The organism is Paenibacillus sp. KS1, assembly GCF_001680695.1.
Lineage (GTDB): Bacteria > Bacillota > Bacilli > Paenibacillales > Paenibacillaceae > Paenibacillus_B > Paenibacillus_B suaedae.
This window is the reverse complement of the sequence record NZ_MAIS01000021.1, coordinates 31,725-47,134: the sequence shown is the minus strand read 5'-3', so window position 1 is coordinate 47,134 and position 15,410 is coordinate 31,725. Positions and strand designations below refer to the sequence as shown.

Annotated in this window: 11 protein-coding genes; 5 read left to right on the top strand and 6 right to left on the bottom strand. The window is 48.5% G+C overall.

The annotated features are described in order from the left end of the window. Nucleotides 1-98: 98 nt before the first annotated feature. Nucleotides 99-989: an AraC family transcriptional regulator gene (locus tag BBG47_RS09425; RefSeq protein ID WP_065291533.1), complete on the top strand. Its 891-nt coding sequence runs from the start codon at nucleotides 99-101 to the stop codon at nucleotides 987-989. Between the two features lie 89 nt (nucleotides 990-1,078). Here BBG47_RS09425 and BBG47_RS09420 read toward each other — a convergent pair whose 3' ends face one another. Together BBG47_RS09420 and BBG47_RS09415 are read right to left on the bottom strand one after the other, a co-directional pair. After that, the gene (locus BBG47_RS09420) at nucleotides 1,079-3,211 is read right to left on the bottom strand and encodes an RNA degradosome polyphosphate kinase (protein ID WP_083189189.1); all 2,133 of its coding nucleotides are present in this window, start codon (nucleotides 3,209-3,211) and stop codon (nucleotides 1,079-1,081) included. Nucleotides 3,212-3,285: 74 nt separating this feature from the next. Then, on the bottom strand, nucleotides 3,286-4,833 hold the full coding sequence (locus tag BBG47_RS09415) for a Ppx/GppA phosphatase family protein (RefSeq protein WP_065291531.1): 1,548 nt from the start codon (nucleotides 4,831-4,833) through the stop codon (nucleotides 3,286-3,288). A 399-nt stretch (nucleotides 4,834-5,232) separates the two neighbouring features. Between BBG47_RS09415 and BBG47_RS09410 the strand changes: the two genes are divergently transcribed. Further along, nucleotides 5,233-6,801: a Ppx/GppA phosphatase family protein gene (locus BBG47_RS09410; protein WP_065291530.1), complete on the top strand. Its 1,569-nt coding sequence runs from the start codon at nucleotides 5,233-5,235 to the stop codon at nucleotides 6,799-6,801. 62 nt (nucleotides 6,802-6,863) lie between these two features. Here the strand turns inward: BBG47_RS09410 and BBG47_RS09405 are convergent, their stop codons facing one another. Continuing rightward, the gene (locus BBG47_RS09405; RefSeq protein WP_065291529.1) at nucleotides 6,864-7,823 is read right to left on the bottom strand and encodes a zinc dependent phospholipase C family protein; all 960 of its coding nucleotides are present in this window, start codon (nucleotides 7,821-7,823) and stop codon (nucleotides 6,864-6,866) included. Nucleotides 7,824-8,134: 311 nt separating this feature from the next. Here BBG47_RS09405 and BBG47_RS09400 point away from each other — a divergent pair, with 311 nt between their 5' ends. Continuing rightward, complete coding sequence (locus tag BBG47_RS09400; RefSeq protein WP_065291528.1) at nucleotides 8,135-9,460, top strand: glycoside hydrolase family 125 protein; 1,326 nt, start codon at nucleotides 8,135-8,137, stop codon at nucleotides 9,458-9,460. Between the two features lie 103 nt (nucleotides 9,461-9,563). Here BBG47_RS09400 and bluB read toward each other — a convergent pair whose 3' ends face one another. Together bluB and BBG47_RS09390 are read right to left on the bottom strand one after the other, a co-directional pair. Beyond that, nucleotides 9,564-10,226: a 5,6-dimethylbenzimidazole synthase gene (bluB, locus tag BBG47_RS09395; RefSeq protein WP_028533753.1), complete on the bottom strand. Its 663-nt coding sequence runs from the start codon at nucleotides 10,224-10,226 to the stop codon at nucleotides 9,564-9,566. 282 nt (nucleotides 10,227-10,508) lie between these two features. After that, on the bottom strand, nucleotides 10,509-12,617 hold the full coding sequence (locus BBG47_RS09390) for an acyltransferase family protein (RefSeq protein ID WP_065291527.1): 2,109 nt from the start codon (nucleotides 12,615-12,617) through the stop codon (nucleotides 10,509-10,511). 1,022 nt (nucleotides 12,618-13,639) lie between these two features. On the opposite strand from BBG47_RS09390, the gene BBG47_RS09385 reads away from it, so the two are divergent. After that, nucleotides 13,640-14,092 (top strand): chemotaxis protein CheX, encoded by a 453-nt coding sequence (locus tag BBG47_RS09385; RefSeq protein WP_021252682.1) that lies wholly within the window; start codon nucleotides 13,640-13,642, stop codon nucleotides 14,090-14,092. A gap of 111 nt (nucleotides 14,093-14,203) precedes the next feature. Continuing rightward, a complete protein-coding gene (locus BBG47_RS09380; RefSeq protein ID WP_065291526.1) occupies nucleotides 14,204-14,980 on the top strand; it encodes an SDR family NAD(P)-dependent oxidoreductase in 777 nt (258 codons plus the stop codon). 147 nt (nucleotides 14,981-15,127) lie between these two features. Here the strand turns inward: BBG47_RS09380 and BBG47_RS09375 are convergent, their stop codons facing one another. Further along, complete coding sequence (locus BBG47_RS09375; protein ID WP_065291525.1) at nucleotides 15,128-15,385, bottom strand: DUF2573 family protein; 258 nt, start codon at nucleotides 15,383-15,385, stop codon at nucleotides 15,128-15,130. Between the last annotated feature and the right edge of the window lie 25 nt (nucleotides 15,386-15,410).

The following is a 15,410-nucleotide window of genomic DNA, read 5'->3' as shown; positions in this document are numbered from 1 at the left end:
TGTAAGGAAATGAACGAATCTTGCTCAATTTAGGGGAGTCAATCTACGTCTAGGTTTAACAGGGGATGAAACGATAAATTGCAGAAAGAGAATGATCCATGGATAACCTGGTGAGTAGTATCTATAAAGCGACGGAATTCATAGAGAGCAATCTGTCCAGAAAAATAACATTGGATGAGATTGCGGATGCTTGCTATATATCGAAATACCATTTGCATCGGGCGATGAGTGCTGTTGCACGCCGTCCGTTGATGGATTATGTAAGGGCGAGAAGGCTGGCCTCTAGTCTGGATATGCTGCTGCATAGCACCTATCCTATTCTACATATCGCCCAGGAATATGGTTTCGAATACGAACAGTCTTATATACGGGCTTTTGTAAGTGAATATGGGATGACGCCGTCTAAGTTCAGAAAAGGGTGCTTTACTGTTAATCTTACTGAAAAAATCAACATCGCCGAATTTATCCAGTTGGACAATGGCATCGTTTTCGAGACAGGATTCGTGTTGAAGCCGGCCTTCCATTTAGTTGGCAGCCGTCACTATTTTTCTCCGGAGACGAATTGGCATGAGCATACTGCGAACAGAACCGGCAATGAATTTTTCTACCATGTGAAGGATAAGATTCCGAATGCGCTGCATCCGGATACGTACATTGGATTGACAAGATGGGTGGAGGGAGACGCCGACTCGAACTCTTATCTTCCTTCGGTTGAGGTATCCGCAGCCACTCAAGTTCCAGTCGGAATGAGCGGTGAACGGGTGGAGACGCATAAGTATGCTGTGTTTCAATATATTGGAGACATCCATCCCAACCAGCTCACCTATCAACATTTGAGCATGATCTGGTCATACATCAATGAGGAGTGGCTGCCGAACTCGGGGTATGTCCGAGCGGATTCCTTCTTCTTCGAATCGATTGACGTCTCAGTAGCTAACGAACATTACTGCGAAGTCAAATTGTATGTTCCGATTGCTGCTCCAGCCTAACTCGATAGAATTGCATGCTCATTCGATAAAAAAGGAGAGCGCCCGACATAAGCTCGTGGGATGCTCTCCAATACAAATAGCCCTTTTTTCTAGAATTGTGACGTTGCGGCTACTTCATTCATTGCCTGCTCGTCTGTTGAATGTGTTCGCGGCTGGAAGGGAAGGGTGGCCGGGCTCATTGATTTCTCAGCTCGATCCCCAGCTCGCTTCAGCAGTTGTTCCTGCGCGTGCATTTTCTGCATGCCTTTTGCGGCTTTCTTGCGGTACGTGCCGTCAGGCTGCAGGAATCGACTTTTCGCTTGATCTGCCAAATAGCAATGAAGGATTTGAATAATCTGCTGCTTCAGCTCCGAATGCTCAATTGGGAACATGGCCTCGACACGGCGATCGAGGTTGCGCGGCATCCAGTCCGCACTGCTCAGCAGTACCTTGTTCTTGCCGCCATGCTCGAAGTAGAAGATGCGGGTATGCTCCAGAAATCGCCCAACTATGCTTCGTACCGTTATATTCTCACTCATATTCGGCACACCTGGGCGGAGGCAGCATACGCCTCGTACGATGAGCTCAATGCGTACGCTGGCTTTCGAAGCTTTATACAGCAGTGAAATGAGCTTTTCATCCACCAGCGCATTCATTTTGAGAATGATGTGCGCTTTGCGGCCTTTCCGCGCAGCCTCAATCTCATATTCGATATATTGCTCCAGCTTATGGCGCAAAAACAAAGGAGCAACGCATAATTGATTTAAGCTGGATGGCACGGTGAAGCCAGAGAGCATATTGAACAGCACTGAGGCGTCGCTGCCAATCTGGGGATTGACGGTCAGCAGCCCCATATCCGTGTACAGCTTGGCTGTCACATCATTATAATTGCCTGTACCCAGATGAACGTATCTGCGGATACCGTCCTCTTCGCGTCGAACGATGAGCAGTGTTTTCAAGTGGGTCTTCAATCCTATCAATCCATAGATAACATGGCAGCCGGCTTGCTCCAACCGCTTCGCCCAGTGAATATTGTTCTCCTCATCGAAGCGGGCCTTCAGCTCCACGAGTACCGTAATCTGTTTTTTATTCTCTGCAGCTGCGATTAAAGCTTCAATGATCGGAGAATTGCCAGATACCCGATACAGCGTTTGCTTAATGGCCAATACGTCTTGATCCTGTGCGGCTGCTCTTACAAGCTGAACGACAGTATCGAAGCTGTCGAAGGGATGATGCAGCAGACGATCTTGATGGCGAATCCAGGTGAATACATCCTCCCCGTCCTGAAGGGGCTGATGCGGCTGATGGTTTGGATAGAGAAGCCCTGGCTTCTGAACGAGCTGGATCAGCTTGAACAGGAATGTATAGTCGATAGGGCCGGCGATTTCGTATACGCCGCCGAGCGGCTCGTCTTCTCCATCCTGTGTGATCATTTGAAGCAGTTCATGACTAATGCCTTCCTCCGCCTCAATCCGAACCACATTCCCCCATTTCCGCATTTTGAGCGATTCCTCAATCTCCTTGAGCAGATCCTCTGCGCCTTCCTCATCTATGTCCAGATCCGCATTGCGCGTTATGCGGTAAGCCTTCATATCGACAATGTCATAGCCATGGAACAAGATGTCCATATGCAGCTTGATGACGTCTTCGAGCAGGATGAACTCCTGCTTGTCCGTGCCTGTCGGTAGCCTTACGAGTCTAGGCAATACTTCAGGCACTGCTACTGTCGCGAACACATCTTCCTCCTCGTCCGTATTGCGGACGATCAATCCAATATTCAAGCTCTTGTTCTGGATGAGCGGGAACGGCCGGCTTTGATCCACGACCATCGGAGTGAGCACAGGGAACAACTGCTCCATAAAGTAGCTGCGAAGATAGTGCTTCTCATTCATCGACAATCGATGCGGCCGCTTGATTACAATGTTGTGCTGGCGCAGCTTCCTTCGAAGCTGACCGTATATGTAGGCTTGCTTCTCGACCATTGCGGCAGCACCAGACTTGATGCCTTCGAGCGTATCATGCGGTGTGCAGCCTGATCGGTCGCGTTTGTCGTAGCCTGCAATCATTTGATCAATGACGGACGCAGCACGCACCATGAACAATTCGTCCATATTGGAGCTGCTTATGGCTAGGAACTTCAGTCTTTCTAACAACGGGTTCGTTTTGTCATACGCTTCTTCAAGAACTCTTCGATGAAAAGCCAATAGGCTCCATTCGCGGTTAATAAATGTTCGAGCCATCATGAAACCTCTCCTTTTTTGCACAATGAACGATTGTAGCTCAGCATGACATGGTCATTGGGGAGATGAGAGGGATGCTATCCTTTTAGTAGGACAGGATACCCGCTCACTTGCTCGAAGAATGAGCTTTCATGTTGGAAGGCCCACCGTTCCAGCTCCAAGCTGCCCTCATAGGTAGGAATCATCGTAATGTAAGTGCCTTTTTTAATATGGATGGTGAAATCTTTAACTTTCTGTTGGTGGGCAATATCGAGCGCATCGGCTAGCTTGAGGATAGAGGTGAGCTTGGATAGTACCAACTGCTCCTGTTCACTCATATCCGGTCTCAGAGGCACTTGAGCACTGCGCGGATGGTATAGTGCCATACTTGCGACAAGCTCCTTGTCCTTCTCAGACAGACCTAGCCAGTCCATCGCTTTAATCATATGGTATGAATTGGCGGCATGGCCCTCCTGGGATATGGTCTTGCCGATATCATGCAAGATAGCAGCCAGCTCCAAGCATAATTTGTGAGATGGGTCCATGCGAAATAAGCTGTTCAAGCGATCAAAGAGCTTGCTTGCGAGTCTTCGAACCTGTCTGGAGTGCTCCGTATCAAGCTGAACGCGTTCGGCAGCATGGAAGGCGGACGCCGTCATATCTTCGATATACAACGCTTGCAGCGAAGCTGACTGATCATGTGCTGAGAGTGACATCTCGTGAAGGACGCCGTGCCGTAAGGAGACATCCGGCAGAAGCAGTCGCTCTGCTGCCGTTGCTTTGAGCAGCTCTGACATAATAATAGCTGTTGGGATGAGCTGAGAGGCGCGTTCTTCATCAATATGGAATTTGTGCGATAGCTCTGCAGTGCCTGCTTGCATCCATTCGAACAAATGGCGCTGGAGCGTTGTTCTTGCGATGGATCGCAGTGGCAAGCTACCGACTGAGCTTGTCCCTCGCTCTCCATATTTGTTCGCCAAGGTGGAGGCTTCTCCGCCGAGGACAATTAGATGATTGATGGTATAGGAAGACATACGGCGACGCAGCATGTCCAGTTGACTTTCAATATATTGCTGAAGAACGCTGGAATAATGCAGCGACTCGCCCCGCAAGGACTCAAGCACTTCCTTCAGCTTCAAGATACCGATGCGAACATATTCGGAAAATTGCAATCTTCCAGATGCATATACGCTTAGCTGGACACCGGCGCTGCCAATTTCGACGACCAGCAATCCTTCCTCACGCAGCTGCGGCATTTGTTCAACGCCGATATTCAGTCCGACATAGGTCAAATATCGTTCGACAGAGCTATCAACCAGCTCGATGTCCATGTCCGTGTAACGGCGAAGGTTATCTAGAAAGTACCCGCGATTGCTTGCCTCTCTAACCCCGCTCGTCGCACAGGCGCGATACGTTTTCACTTTGTAATCTTTCATGAGCTGCGACATTTGCTTCATCGCGCGGCATACTTCGAACGTGGCTTTAGAATGGATCTGACCATGGGTGAAGGTATCGTCGCCGATCGGGGATGTAAGCTTAACATCCTCAAGAATGCGAAGCTGCCCTGGTCCGGCAAGCTCGGCAATAAGCATTTTAATTGCATTCGAACCAATGTCGATGCCTGCGGCAATAAGCGGTTTGTCCATAATATCCCCTGTCTTTCGTTACAAGTGAATGAAATAGACGGCATGTATGCCTTCACACCTATATCGCTCGCGATTTACGGGCAGGAATGAACACAGCTTATGGTGTGAATACTGCTTCCAATAGACTGGGCATTGCTGTCTACTGCTAGAGTAATGGATTTGACAGGTACAGGTCATAGATTTACAAAAGATTAACATTATGTTACGCGCTTTCGGATGGAGTTTTCATACAGGGCATGGCAAAATGAAAAGATATTGCAAGTATTTCAAGAGATGTCACTCTTTTTTTTGGAATGTAAGCAATGATAAGCTCAGCAGGCCGTTCTTCGCGGACGTAGGTGGATGATGGATGCTGTGCACACAACGTATTGCGATGAGTAAGGAAGGAGAGTATGCCATATGATGCGACCTAAGAAGCCGTTAGAAACCAAGGTTCCGACTCAGAATCGCCATCAGGGCATTGTAGATATCGGTTCCAATTCGGTACGTCTTATGATTGCGGAAATTCGCGAGGATCTGACATTTCAAATTGTAGACCAATGGAAGGAAGTCGTTCGTCTTGGTGATGAGTACGATGAAGATGGAGCGATTCCGGAATATAAAATTGATAAATTAATTTCAACGCTCCTATTATTTAAGCAGTTGTGCAGCCGTTATGAGTCATGTGAGATCATCGCGGTTGCCACGGCTGCACTGCGCAAAGCGACGAACCGGGCATTAATCCTAAGCCGCATTCTAGGTGCAACACAATTGTCTGTGCGAGTAATTAGCGGAGAGTCGGAGGCTTATTTGGACTATCTGGCAGTCGTATCGACCATGAATGTCAAGGATGCGCTGCTGGTCGACATCGGAGGCGGCTCCTTGGAGATGGTGCTCATTCAGGATCGGACCTTGAAGGAGAGCATCAGCATTCCGATTGGAGCGTTAACGCTGGCAGGCCAATATCATGTCAGAGAGGCGCTTGAAGTAGAGGAGGGGCTGCGGCTTGCTGCCGATATGGGGAAGCTTCTGGGGCAGATTGAGTGGCTGCAGCAAGCAGAGGGATATCCGCTTATTGGTGTGGGCGGAACGATACGGACAATTGCGAAGATGGATAAGGCTCAGGCTAAGGTTCCACTTGCTTCGCTCCATCATTACGTGCTGAGCCGGGAACACGTTGAACAGTGGCATGAGAAGCTGAGACCGTTGTCGCTGGAGGAAAGAGAGAAGATTCAAGGGTTATCCAAGGATCGGGCGGACATTTTTATGGGAGCCTTTACGTTCATTACGTATGTGATGGAACGATTGGATATGCCTATATTGACGGTAAGCGCCAAGGGTGTTCGGGAAGGTGTTCTATTCGATTTGCTTCAGGGGGAAGGGCTGATGATCGATGATCCTCTGTCTTTGTCCATCTCGAATATGATGCGGCGGTTTCGGTTGCAGCGAGATCATGCCAAGCGAGTCCATATCCTATTCAATCGACTGGTGGAAGATATGGGAGCACTAATGGAACTGGGAGGGGACTGGTCGCAGATCATGCACACGAGCGCGATGCTGCATGATTGTGGAGTCGTCATTTCTCCGCTTGAACGAGAACGGCATGCGCTATATATGCTGCTCCATTCAGATTTATATGGTCTGACTCCTCGCGAGCTCGTGCTCAGTGCGTTCATCGCCTCAGCTGATCAGAAGCTGAAGGCAGGCGAAGCATGGAGTGAATATGAGGCGCTATTCCTTCCCGGAGACAAAGAAGGTGTGCGTACACTTAGCCTATTGCTGCGGCTTGCGATAAGCTTCAATCGCGGAGCAGCCTCAGATGTAGAATTGGTGGCCTGTGATATTGAAGAGCAGGAAGTCGTATTTCACGTGCGCGCCTCGACACCGCCACTGCTTGAAGTATCGGAAGCCTATGCGGTTCGCACGGCATTTCGCAAGCGCTTCAAGCGGGATCTTGTCATTGTCGCGAATGTTACGCAATCACGATAACGAATGGAAAAGGCTCTCTGAGGCAGAGGACATCGCTGTTCTGCTTCAGAGAGCCTTGTTATTTACGCATCCCAAATTGGGTCTTCGATGATGATGGGTCGATCCTGCTCCAGAGGAAGACCAGTCTCATAAGATCGGTTGCCAATTGCTGCTCGAAGAGTCTCATACGCGTTAGCAACTGTACGCGGATCTTGATTCGCTTCCTCCTTGATGTTCCAGTAGGCGGCGGCAGCCGATACAGCACGCGCCGCATCTTCACGGGCTTCTTCCCACATATCCCATATACTCGCGGATCGAATTTCTCCTGTGCCCGTCGGATCTGGCCATGGTCTTCGTGCTTCATTCAACACATCATAGGCTGGTGGTGTCCGCTTGTAAACAAACGGTTCAATTTGTTTACATGTCAGAAGCTGCTTTATCCCGGACGGGTCATGGAATAGCTTCTGTGCGCGCACCATAGCTTGATTGGCGTCGTTCCAATAGCGTGTATCCACTCGGTTGGACAGCTCAGGGTAGTATCGGCCCGTTAAGGCATGCAGTGCACTGACCATTGCTTTCGGGAACTGTCCGCCCGTATCGATTTCTTTCCATACCGGTGTATTCCATGTGGCGATATTGCGCTTGGCGCGCAGCACGTGGGTATCCATCAACACCTCGAACCGCTGATGATCCCATTTGCGGAATCCTGAACGTACAAATACATAAGGATGCATGTTCCGATCAAGGATATGATGCAGCAGAAATCCGAGGGCGTATACGCGAGATAGCATATCTCCCTTGGGCGCGGAATCGATCAAGTCGAGCAGAAATGGACCGCATTGCTTATTGTGCATGGCGCTTCCAAGCTCGTTCATTACTTTATTGCGCTGCCATGGCAGAAATTGATGATAGAAAAGAAAATCAGGCCCCTGGCACCCCATATTGAACATGCGTTTCTGGGAGTCGGGCGATATCCAATGGGCGATGCCAGCGTCGTCAAGCGCCTCTTGGCCGAATAGTAAATGCGTCCATACGTTGGGCATTGTTCCCCTCCTCGTTACGGAGCACCTCTTATGCAGCTGCGTGAGAAGCTGCATAAGAGATGCCTATCTACCAGTTCACCTGAAATAAAGAGGAATGTCAATCCTTTGTGAGTATGAAATGGGAACTCATTTGCTATCTTGATGTGGAACATTTTTGTGCAACATGATAAAGTTTCTCGATCTGTATAGCAAGATGAAGCGTTTGCATGTACACTGTAAGGAGCCACGGGGGACAAGCCCACAACGGGCCTGCCGAAGTGTGACAAGAGAGAATAATTACATCATGTGGAGAACAGGTGGAGGATAATAACATGGAACAATTTCGTTTGCCTAAAATCGATGTACCTGCATTTGACTTGCCAAAAGCAGTCGTCCGCGTTATGGAAGAAGCGGAACAGAAGCTGGCGCATCGTCCTAAGTTGTTGAAGCTGTTCAAGAACTGCTTCCCGAACACGTTGGAAACAACGACTAAATTGCTGGATGACGGGACAACATTCGTCTTGACCGGGGATATTCCCGCTATGTGGCTGCGCGACTCGGTGGAACAGGTGATTCATTACGTTCCTTTCGCGAAGAATGACAAGGATTTGCAGCGCATTATCGGTGGTTTGATCAAGCGTCACATGTTCTATATTAATATTGACCCGTATGCAAACGCGTTCAACGAGACTGCGAATGACTGGCACTGGGATGCGAATGACCAGACTGAGATGTCCCCATGGGTATGGGAACGCAAGTATGAGCTGGATTCGATGTGCTTCTCGATTCGCCTCGCATATATGTATTGGAAAGAGACAGGACGTACCGATATTTTCGATACGAACTTCAAGTCCGCTATGCGCAAAATTGTGGACGTGTGGAAGACAGAACAGCATCACTTCGAGCAATCGCAATACCGCTTCACACGTGTGAACTGTCCAGCGATTGATACGATCCGCAACGACGGCAAGGGAATGCCTGTAAATTACACAGGAATGACTTGGTCCGGATTCCGTCCAAGTGATGATGCATGCGACTTCCACTACAGCATTCCTTCCAATATGTTCGCGGTGGTCAGCTTGCGTCAAATGCAGGAAATTGCGAAATACGGCTTCCGTGACGAAGAGTTCGTTAGCGAAATGGCGAAGCTGGAAGAGGAAATCAATCACGGCATCCAATTGTACGGGGTTCACAACCATCCGACATACGGCAAGATTTATGTGTATGAAACAGATGGCTTCGGCAACTATTGCCTCTTGGATGATGCAGGGACGCCAAGCTTGCTGTCCATCCCTTATATTGGATATGCAGACGCAAGTGATCCTATTTATGAAAATACGCGCAAATTTATTTTGAGCAAAGAAAATCCGTACTACTTCGAAGGCAAGGTTGCCAAAGGAATCGGCAGCCCACATACGCCAGACGGCTATGTATGGCACATGGCGTTGTCCATGCAAGGATTAACGGCAGCAAGCGATGAAGAAATGCTCGCTATGATTAATATGCTGGAAGCAACAGATGCGGATACAGGCTTCATGCATGAGGGCTTCCTCGCGGATGATCCGAATGTATTTACACGTCCATGGTTCGCTTGGTCGAACAGTCTGTTCTCGCAGCTTGTGTGGAAGGCCATGCATCGCGGGCTGTTGGATAAATAAAGTTTGACCAATTACGAAGAGCGATGATGAGAAGCAGCCGTCCATTTCCCTAGGGGAGTGGACGGCTTTGTTATTGAGTTTGGGAAGCTTGCTTATCGTAGATTTACAGCAGATTGGAAGAAGTGCCCCATGTATTGTCATAGACGAGCTGGCTTAATACTTTCCGCTTCTCCCAGTTGTAGGCTTCGAGCAGTGGTCGCTCCGGATAATCCTCTGTATAACCGATAGAGATAAGAGCTGTTGGATCAATATGAAGCGGGATGTTCAGAATCCGCCGAATATCCGGCTTTTTATAGAAGCTAACCCAGCCCATTGCCAAGCCCTCAGCGTAAGCGGCGAGCCACATATTTTGAATAGCGCAGCTGACAGACATAATATCGGTCTCGGGAATGGAGTTGCGACCGAGAACATGATCCCCGCCACGCGAAGGATCGCATGTAATGCAAATCGTAACAGGGGCCTCCAGAATGCCTTGAATTTTAATCTCCATAAACTTGGTGTCGCGATCTGTGCCTTCATAGTGAATCGCCAGCGCACGACGCTCGCGATCTACCACTTCTGCCAACTTCGCCTTGGTCTCTGCGTCTTTGATGACGATAAAGTTCCACGGCTGCATAAAGCCCACCGATGGCCCGTGATGGGCAGCCTCCAGCAGTTTGACCAGCAGCTCATCAGACACGGGCTGTTGAAGGAATGTACGAATATCGCGGCGATTGTATATCGCCTTGTAAACGCCTTCTTTTTCTTGTTCGGTTAGTTTATTCATTGTCATGAGTTACACTCCTTTTTCTTGTATTTCAAAGGCATGTCATACTATTGACTGTTTCCCTCATATGTTTATTATAACGTACAAGTTATTCATGCTGCGAATCGGGGTAAGGTATGAAGGGATCTCTTGTTGGGAAAGAAAAAGGGCCTGCCCTACATACATGTGGCAAGACCCTGCAGCAATCGTAATAGGTAATATTACAGATGATAGTAAATAATTGGCTTAAGTATTAGATAAAACAATTAGAACATTTTTTTATAGGATCAAGCATGGTTTTCGTTATGAATGTTTTGTTGCGGGTGTTTTCCCGCTAGGTGGTGGTGTCACAGACTCCTTGCCAGAACTGTGTTCTGATCCTGGTTGACGAGCAGGCTGTTCTTTCTTAACTTCAGATAGAGACCGAACAGCATCTGCCACTAGGGCGGCATATGCTTTGGCGCCCTTAGGTACGAGATGAGTGCCATCCGGCTCGAAATAATCGTCATGGTCTTCAGTGGCGTTGTACCAATCGACCAATGTAATGTTGGAATGGGCAGCAGCCGTTTTCGCTAACAACGCATTGACCTTGCCTTCCCATTTCTCTGGCATGCGCGTATTGACGAAAATAATATGCTCAACATCAGAAAGGGATTCGATCAGTTTGTTTAACTGCTTTTCACCAAATATGCCGTTTGTTCCAAGTGCGATGATGACATATCTGCCGAGCTTGCCGTTCTGCTTCAACCCCTGAATAATATCGCTGGCTGCGGACATCTGCCTTCCAATCTTCGCATCGACAACAGTACCAGGGAGCTGCTTGCTCAGATAGGGAGCAACATCGAGCATGACTGAATCACCAATTGCAGAAATAGACCAGTTCTGCTTCTTGTCGGATGCGCGGTCTGTGTGAGACGGCTGATTCGGCTGTTGTGTCTGCTTGCTTTTAGGCTGCCCGCCTCCCTTGGCAGTTGAGCTAGATTCTAACGGGTCATCGGCACTTGGACTGCCGGGCTTCTTGATGGGATCAGAAGCAGCATCAGAGCGCTTCGGCTTCTTAGGTGTCGTATCCTTAACTACATGGGAGCCGATATGTTCGGTTTGGTGAGCCTTAGATGCAGCTCCCAGATTGTCATGCGTAATGACTATCCGCTTGTTAGCTGCAGATTCTTCGGATTGGGCTAGGGCGGCATCCACTAAGGAACGACCGCTCATTCCAACGTAGAAAAGGGTGAGCAGCAGAACACAGCAGGCGGAGACTGACCAATGCTTCCACGATAGCCGCTGCCAACAATTAGGTTGCTCGCGCAGCTTGCGCCACAGTTGGGAGAGGCAGCCGCGTTGGATGGGCTGTTCGATATATCGCCACGACAAGGCGGCGAGCAGCACGCTCGCGGTGACCTGCAGCATGGCGCGCGTCCCATCAAATCCACTCGTATTGACTTCAGGATTGGTGAGAATTATGACCGGATAATGCCACAAATAAATGCCATATGATCTCTTGCCGATCCATACGAGCGGCCCCCAGCTGAGCAGCTTACTCAAGCGGCTTGCTGGATGTGCAAGCGCCGCAATCGTAAGTGCACTCACAATAGAGAGCAGCACGAATCCCCCTTGATATAGAAAATCATCGTATTCACTTACTTTTACAATCATATAGAGCATAGCGCTTAATCCGAGAGCCCCTATTAGATCAAGGCTTAAGCTTGCCTTATGAGCTGTGTTTGCAGCAAGACGTCTGCTAGGCCATACGACAGCAAGTGAAGCTCCAATGAGAAGAGCGAATACTCGCGTGTCTGTGCCGTAATATACACGGCTTGGATCAGTGCCTGGCTCATACAGCCATGCCATTGCCAATGCAGAAGCAGCTGCTGCCGCTGAAATTCCGAGCAGAAGCTGACCTCGCCTTGGTGCAAGCTTTAATCCAATCATGAGTAGTACAGGCCACATCAGATAAAATTGCCCTTCAACGGCAAGAGACCATAAATGAAGGTAGGGTGAGGGCGAACCAAAGCTGTCAAAGTAAGAAACATTGTGAAAAATGAGATACCAGTTGTTCCCGTACACGAAGGTTGACCATATATCCCCTCGTAGTTTGGTCAAGCGCGCAGGATCGAAAATGGTTAGCCAAGCAACGCTGAACAGCAGCATAACGAGAATGGCGGGAACTAGCCTGCGCACCCTGTGTACCCAGAACGTATACAGATCAATTGCACCTCGCTGCTGCCTTGTGGCAAGCAGTAAATCCGTTACAAGGTAACCGGACAAGACGAAGAAAATGCCGACACCTAAAAAGCCTCCTTGAGCCCAGCCAAGATTCAGGTGATAGGCGATGACGGCCAGAACAGCAATTGCTCTCAGGCCATCCAGGGCGGGCATGTAGCGTCTATTGTTGCGTCGAAGCTCATGCATATTGGACGCCCCCTATATGTGGTGTGACCACGACGAATAACCGTACTACTGAATCGTTATTCGGATGAAGTCTCATGCATAACCATTTCATTGTAGTCTTGATGTCCTTTCTTGAGATGTAGGGGAACATGATTGATTTGGATAATAAACTGGTAAAGGTTTCAGGTGAGTCCTGCTTGCGTTGAACCGTGTTCGTAGCGAAGAGGATGAAGGGGTGTGAGTGTCAGATATTCTCTTACTCGTTCCTTGTGTGCCTATATCTCCTAACCGTGTATACAAATATCAAAGTTCGAATAACCTCTCTTACTATATCGAAAAAACACATATGTACTCGTTACAGATCTATTACATATTTTATTCAATTTTGTAATTTTTAGGATTCATGGTAAGGTTACAGCAATCTGTCCCAACACTTGTTACGCAAGCTAGTGACTAGAGTTGTTGCAAGCGACAGTGGAAATGTTTTCAATGTTTGTTCCGGTCAATGGATCCGGTATGCATTTACGTTCATTTGTCGATAATTCAAGCTTCAGGGGCCTTACATGTACTCGATCACATCACAGAAGCTTTTATGGATAAAATTATGTCTTTGACACACGAGAGAGGATCCGATGTAATCATCGAATTTTTGGCGAATGTGAATTTGGAGACTGATCTAAAAATAATGGCCGCATCGTCGTAGTTGGTAACCGGGGCAGTTTGGAAAGATCATATTATCCATTGATTAAGGATCAAATAATCCGAAGAAAAGGCAGACTACCTACTAATAGAAAAGAGCTGTTTCCTGCAGCAGGCAATGCAAAGAAGAAAAAAAGGAGAAAAATGTCGAATTAAACCCAAAGAAGTAGTTCTTTATACTCAAAAACTTAATTTGGATATGTTTTTCTTGTGAAAATGATAAATCATATAGTGCTTGGCTGAACCGTTTTCAGTATAATAGGCATAGAAAAGTGGAAGTATAGGACGTTCGGAATATGTCGAATATACTCCATTAATGTCGGAAAGGGGAAAAGATAGCTGAGATGAGAGCCGAATGGATTCAACCTTTTTTGCAATCGGCAAGCACAGTTATTGAACAAATTGTGCAAGTCCGTCCCAGTCGGGGAGAGCTTCAAATGTTAAGTTGGAGCGGTACGCATGACTTTCGCATCCAGGTCGGTCTGACGGGGCAGTTGTCCGGACAGGTGGCATTTGGCTTGAACGAAGACGTGGCGTTGAAAATGGCATCGGCTATGATGGGGGGATCTCCTCTTGCATCCCTTGATGCTATCGGTGAGAGCGCCATTTCAGAGCTAGGCAACATGATTAGTGGCAACGCAACGTCACTGATGTACAATCAGGGAATCAGCGTTGATATAACACCTCCCCAGCTGCTCATATCGGCTGATCATCCTGGTCCTATTCAAGAGGTCTTGGCTGTACCGTTATTATTGGATGGAATCGGTCGATTTGATGTACTTATGCATATCGGCTAAAGTGATAGAGTCGACGTTGTATCCTAATGCGGCGACGCAGTTCTGACCAACTGCACCTGCTTTGTACATAAGTTAGACATGGTGCGGATTGGAGGGTAAAGGAGTAAATCAATGGAACTGAAGGGCAAGATTGTGCTTATCACTGGAGCCTCGAGCGGAATTGGGGCTTGGACAGCTCAAGCTGCTGCTGCGAAGGGAGCCGTTCCGATCTTAACGGCGCGCTCCATAGAGAAGTTGGAAGTCGCGGCTGTCTCGATGACGCCTTCACCTGCCGTCTATACGATGGATGTAACGAAGGATGAGGATGTGACGCGCGGAATTTCCACTGTGATGGAGAAGTATGGGCGTATCGATATCTTGGTGAATAATGCAGGTTTCGGCTTGTTTGAACGGACTGTAGATATGCCATCCTCGCAGTTCGCCGCGATGATGGATGTGAATTACATGGGAACGGTGCGCTGCACGAAGGCGGTCCTGCCTCATATGCTGGCCCGGGGAGAAGGGCATATCATCAATGTAGCTTCTATGGCAGGCAAGGTTGGGTCTCCGAAGTCTGCTGGCTATACGGCAACGAAGCACGCGGTGCTGGGCTTTACGAATGCACTGCGCATGGAGCTGGCAGGGACAGGTGTTGCTGTATCTGCAGTGAATCCAGGACCTGTGAATACACCATTCTTCGAGCAGGCAGATCCAAGCGGACAATATGTAAATAATATTCGTTGGTTCATGATGGAGCCAGAGAAGGTTGCGCGGCATATTGTTCGGGTGATGGAGACCCGCAAGCAGGAAGTGGATCTTCCGTGGATTGGTGCGCTCGGAGGGCGGCTGTATGGGTTGTTTCCGAGAATATCGAACCGGATTGCGGCTAAAATGTTGAATAAGAAATAAACATGTGGATGTTGTTAGGATAGGCAACCATTGGCGATTCCGATGGTTGGCATGGCGAAGTCCGCCCACTCCTGTTCGATTGGGATCAGGAGAAGGCGGACTTTTTGTGTGCTGAGCACGATTGGCATGCTTCAAGTACTACTCGTCTTACTGCTCGTCGCCTTCATTGGCACGGTGAGCCTCATTCATTTGCTTAACTTCCTCGAACAGTGCACGAACGGCTGCCTTGCCCTCTGGATTGGCATTGTTCCAATGACGGGTTAAGTTGGGCATTGTTTTGTGCATATGATTATAGAGCGCCCACATTTTCACTTTTTCTACCGTTGCAGCATCAGTGTGTCCGGTAAGCAGATCGGCATATTTCTCCAGAAGCGCATCGAATGAAGCGGATAGGTTGTCGGTCATTTGCAGATACCTCCTTACTTTTTTG

Excerpts from the sequence above, each read along its gene's own strand:
- BBG47_RS09400 (WP_065291528.1), top strand. The coding sequence starts at position 8,135 with ATGGAACAATTTCGTTTGCCTAAAATCGATGTACCTGCATTTGACTTG.
- BBG47_RS09420 (WP_083189189.1), bottom strand. The coding sequence starts at position 3,211 with ATGATGGCTCGAACATTTATTAACCGCGAATGGAGCCTATTGGCTTTT.
- BBG47_RS09415 (WP_065291531.1), bottom strand. The coding sequence starts at position 4,833 with ATGGACAAACCGCTTATTGCCGCAGGCATCGACATTGGTTCGAATGCA.
- BBG47_RS09405 (WP_065291529.1), bottom strand. The coding sequence starts at position 7,823 with ATGCCCAACGTATGGACGCATTTACTATTCGGCCAAGAGGCGCTTGAC.
- BBG47_RS09385 (WP_021252682.1), top strand. The coding sequence starts at position 13,640 with ATGAGAGCCGAATGGATTCAACCTTTTTTGCAATCGGCAAGCACAGTT.
- BBG47_RS09425 (WP_065291533.1), top strand. The coding sequence starts at position 99 with ATGGATAACCTGGTGAGTAGTATCTATAAAGCGACGGAATTCATAGAG.
- BBG47_RS09390 (WP_065291527.1), bottom strand. The coding sequence starts at position 12,617 with ATGCATGAGCTTCGACGCAACAATAGACGCTACATGCCCGCCCTGGAT.
- BBG47_RS09375 (WP_065291525.1), bottom strand. The coding sequence starts at position 15,385 with ATGACCGACAACCTATCCGCTTCATTCGATGCGCTTCTGGAGAAATAT.
- bluB (WP_028533753.1), bottom strand. The coding sequence starts at position 10,226 with ATGAATAAACTAACCGAACAAGAAAAAGAAGGCGTTTACAAGGCGATA.
- BBG47_RS09380 (WP_065291526.1), top strand. The coding sequence starts at position 14,204 with ATGGAACTGAAGGGCAAGATTGTGCTTATCACTGGAGCCTCGAGCGGA.
- BBG47_RS09410 (WP_065291530.1), top strand. The coding sequence starts at position 5,233 with ATGATGCGACCTAAGAAGCCGTTAGAAACCAAGGTTCCGACTCAGAAT.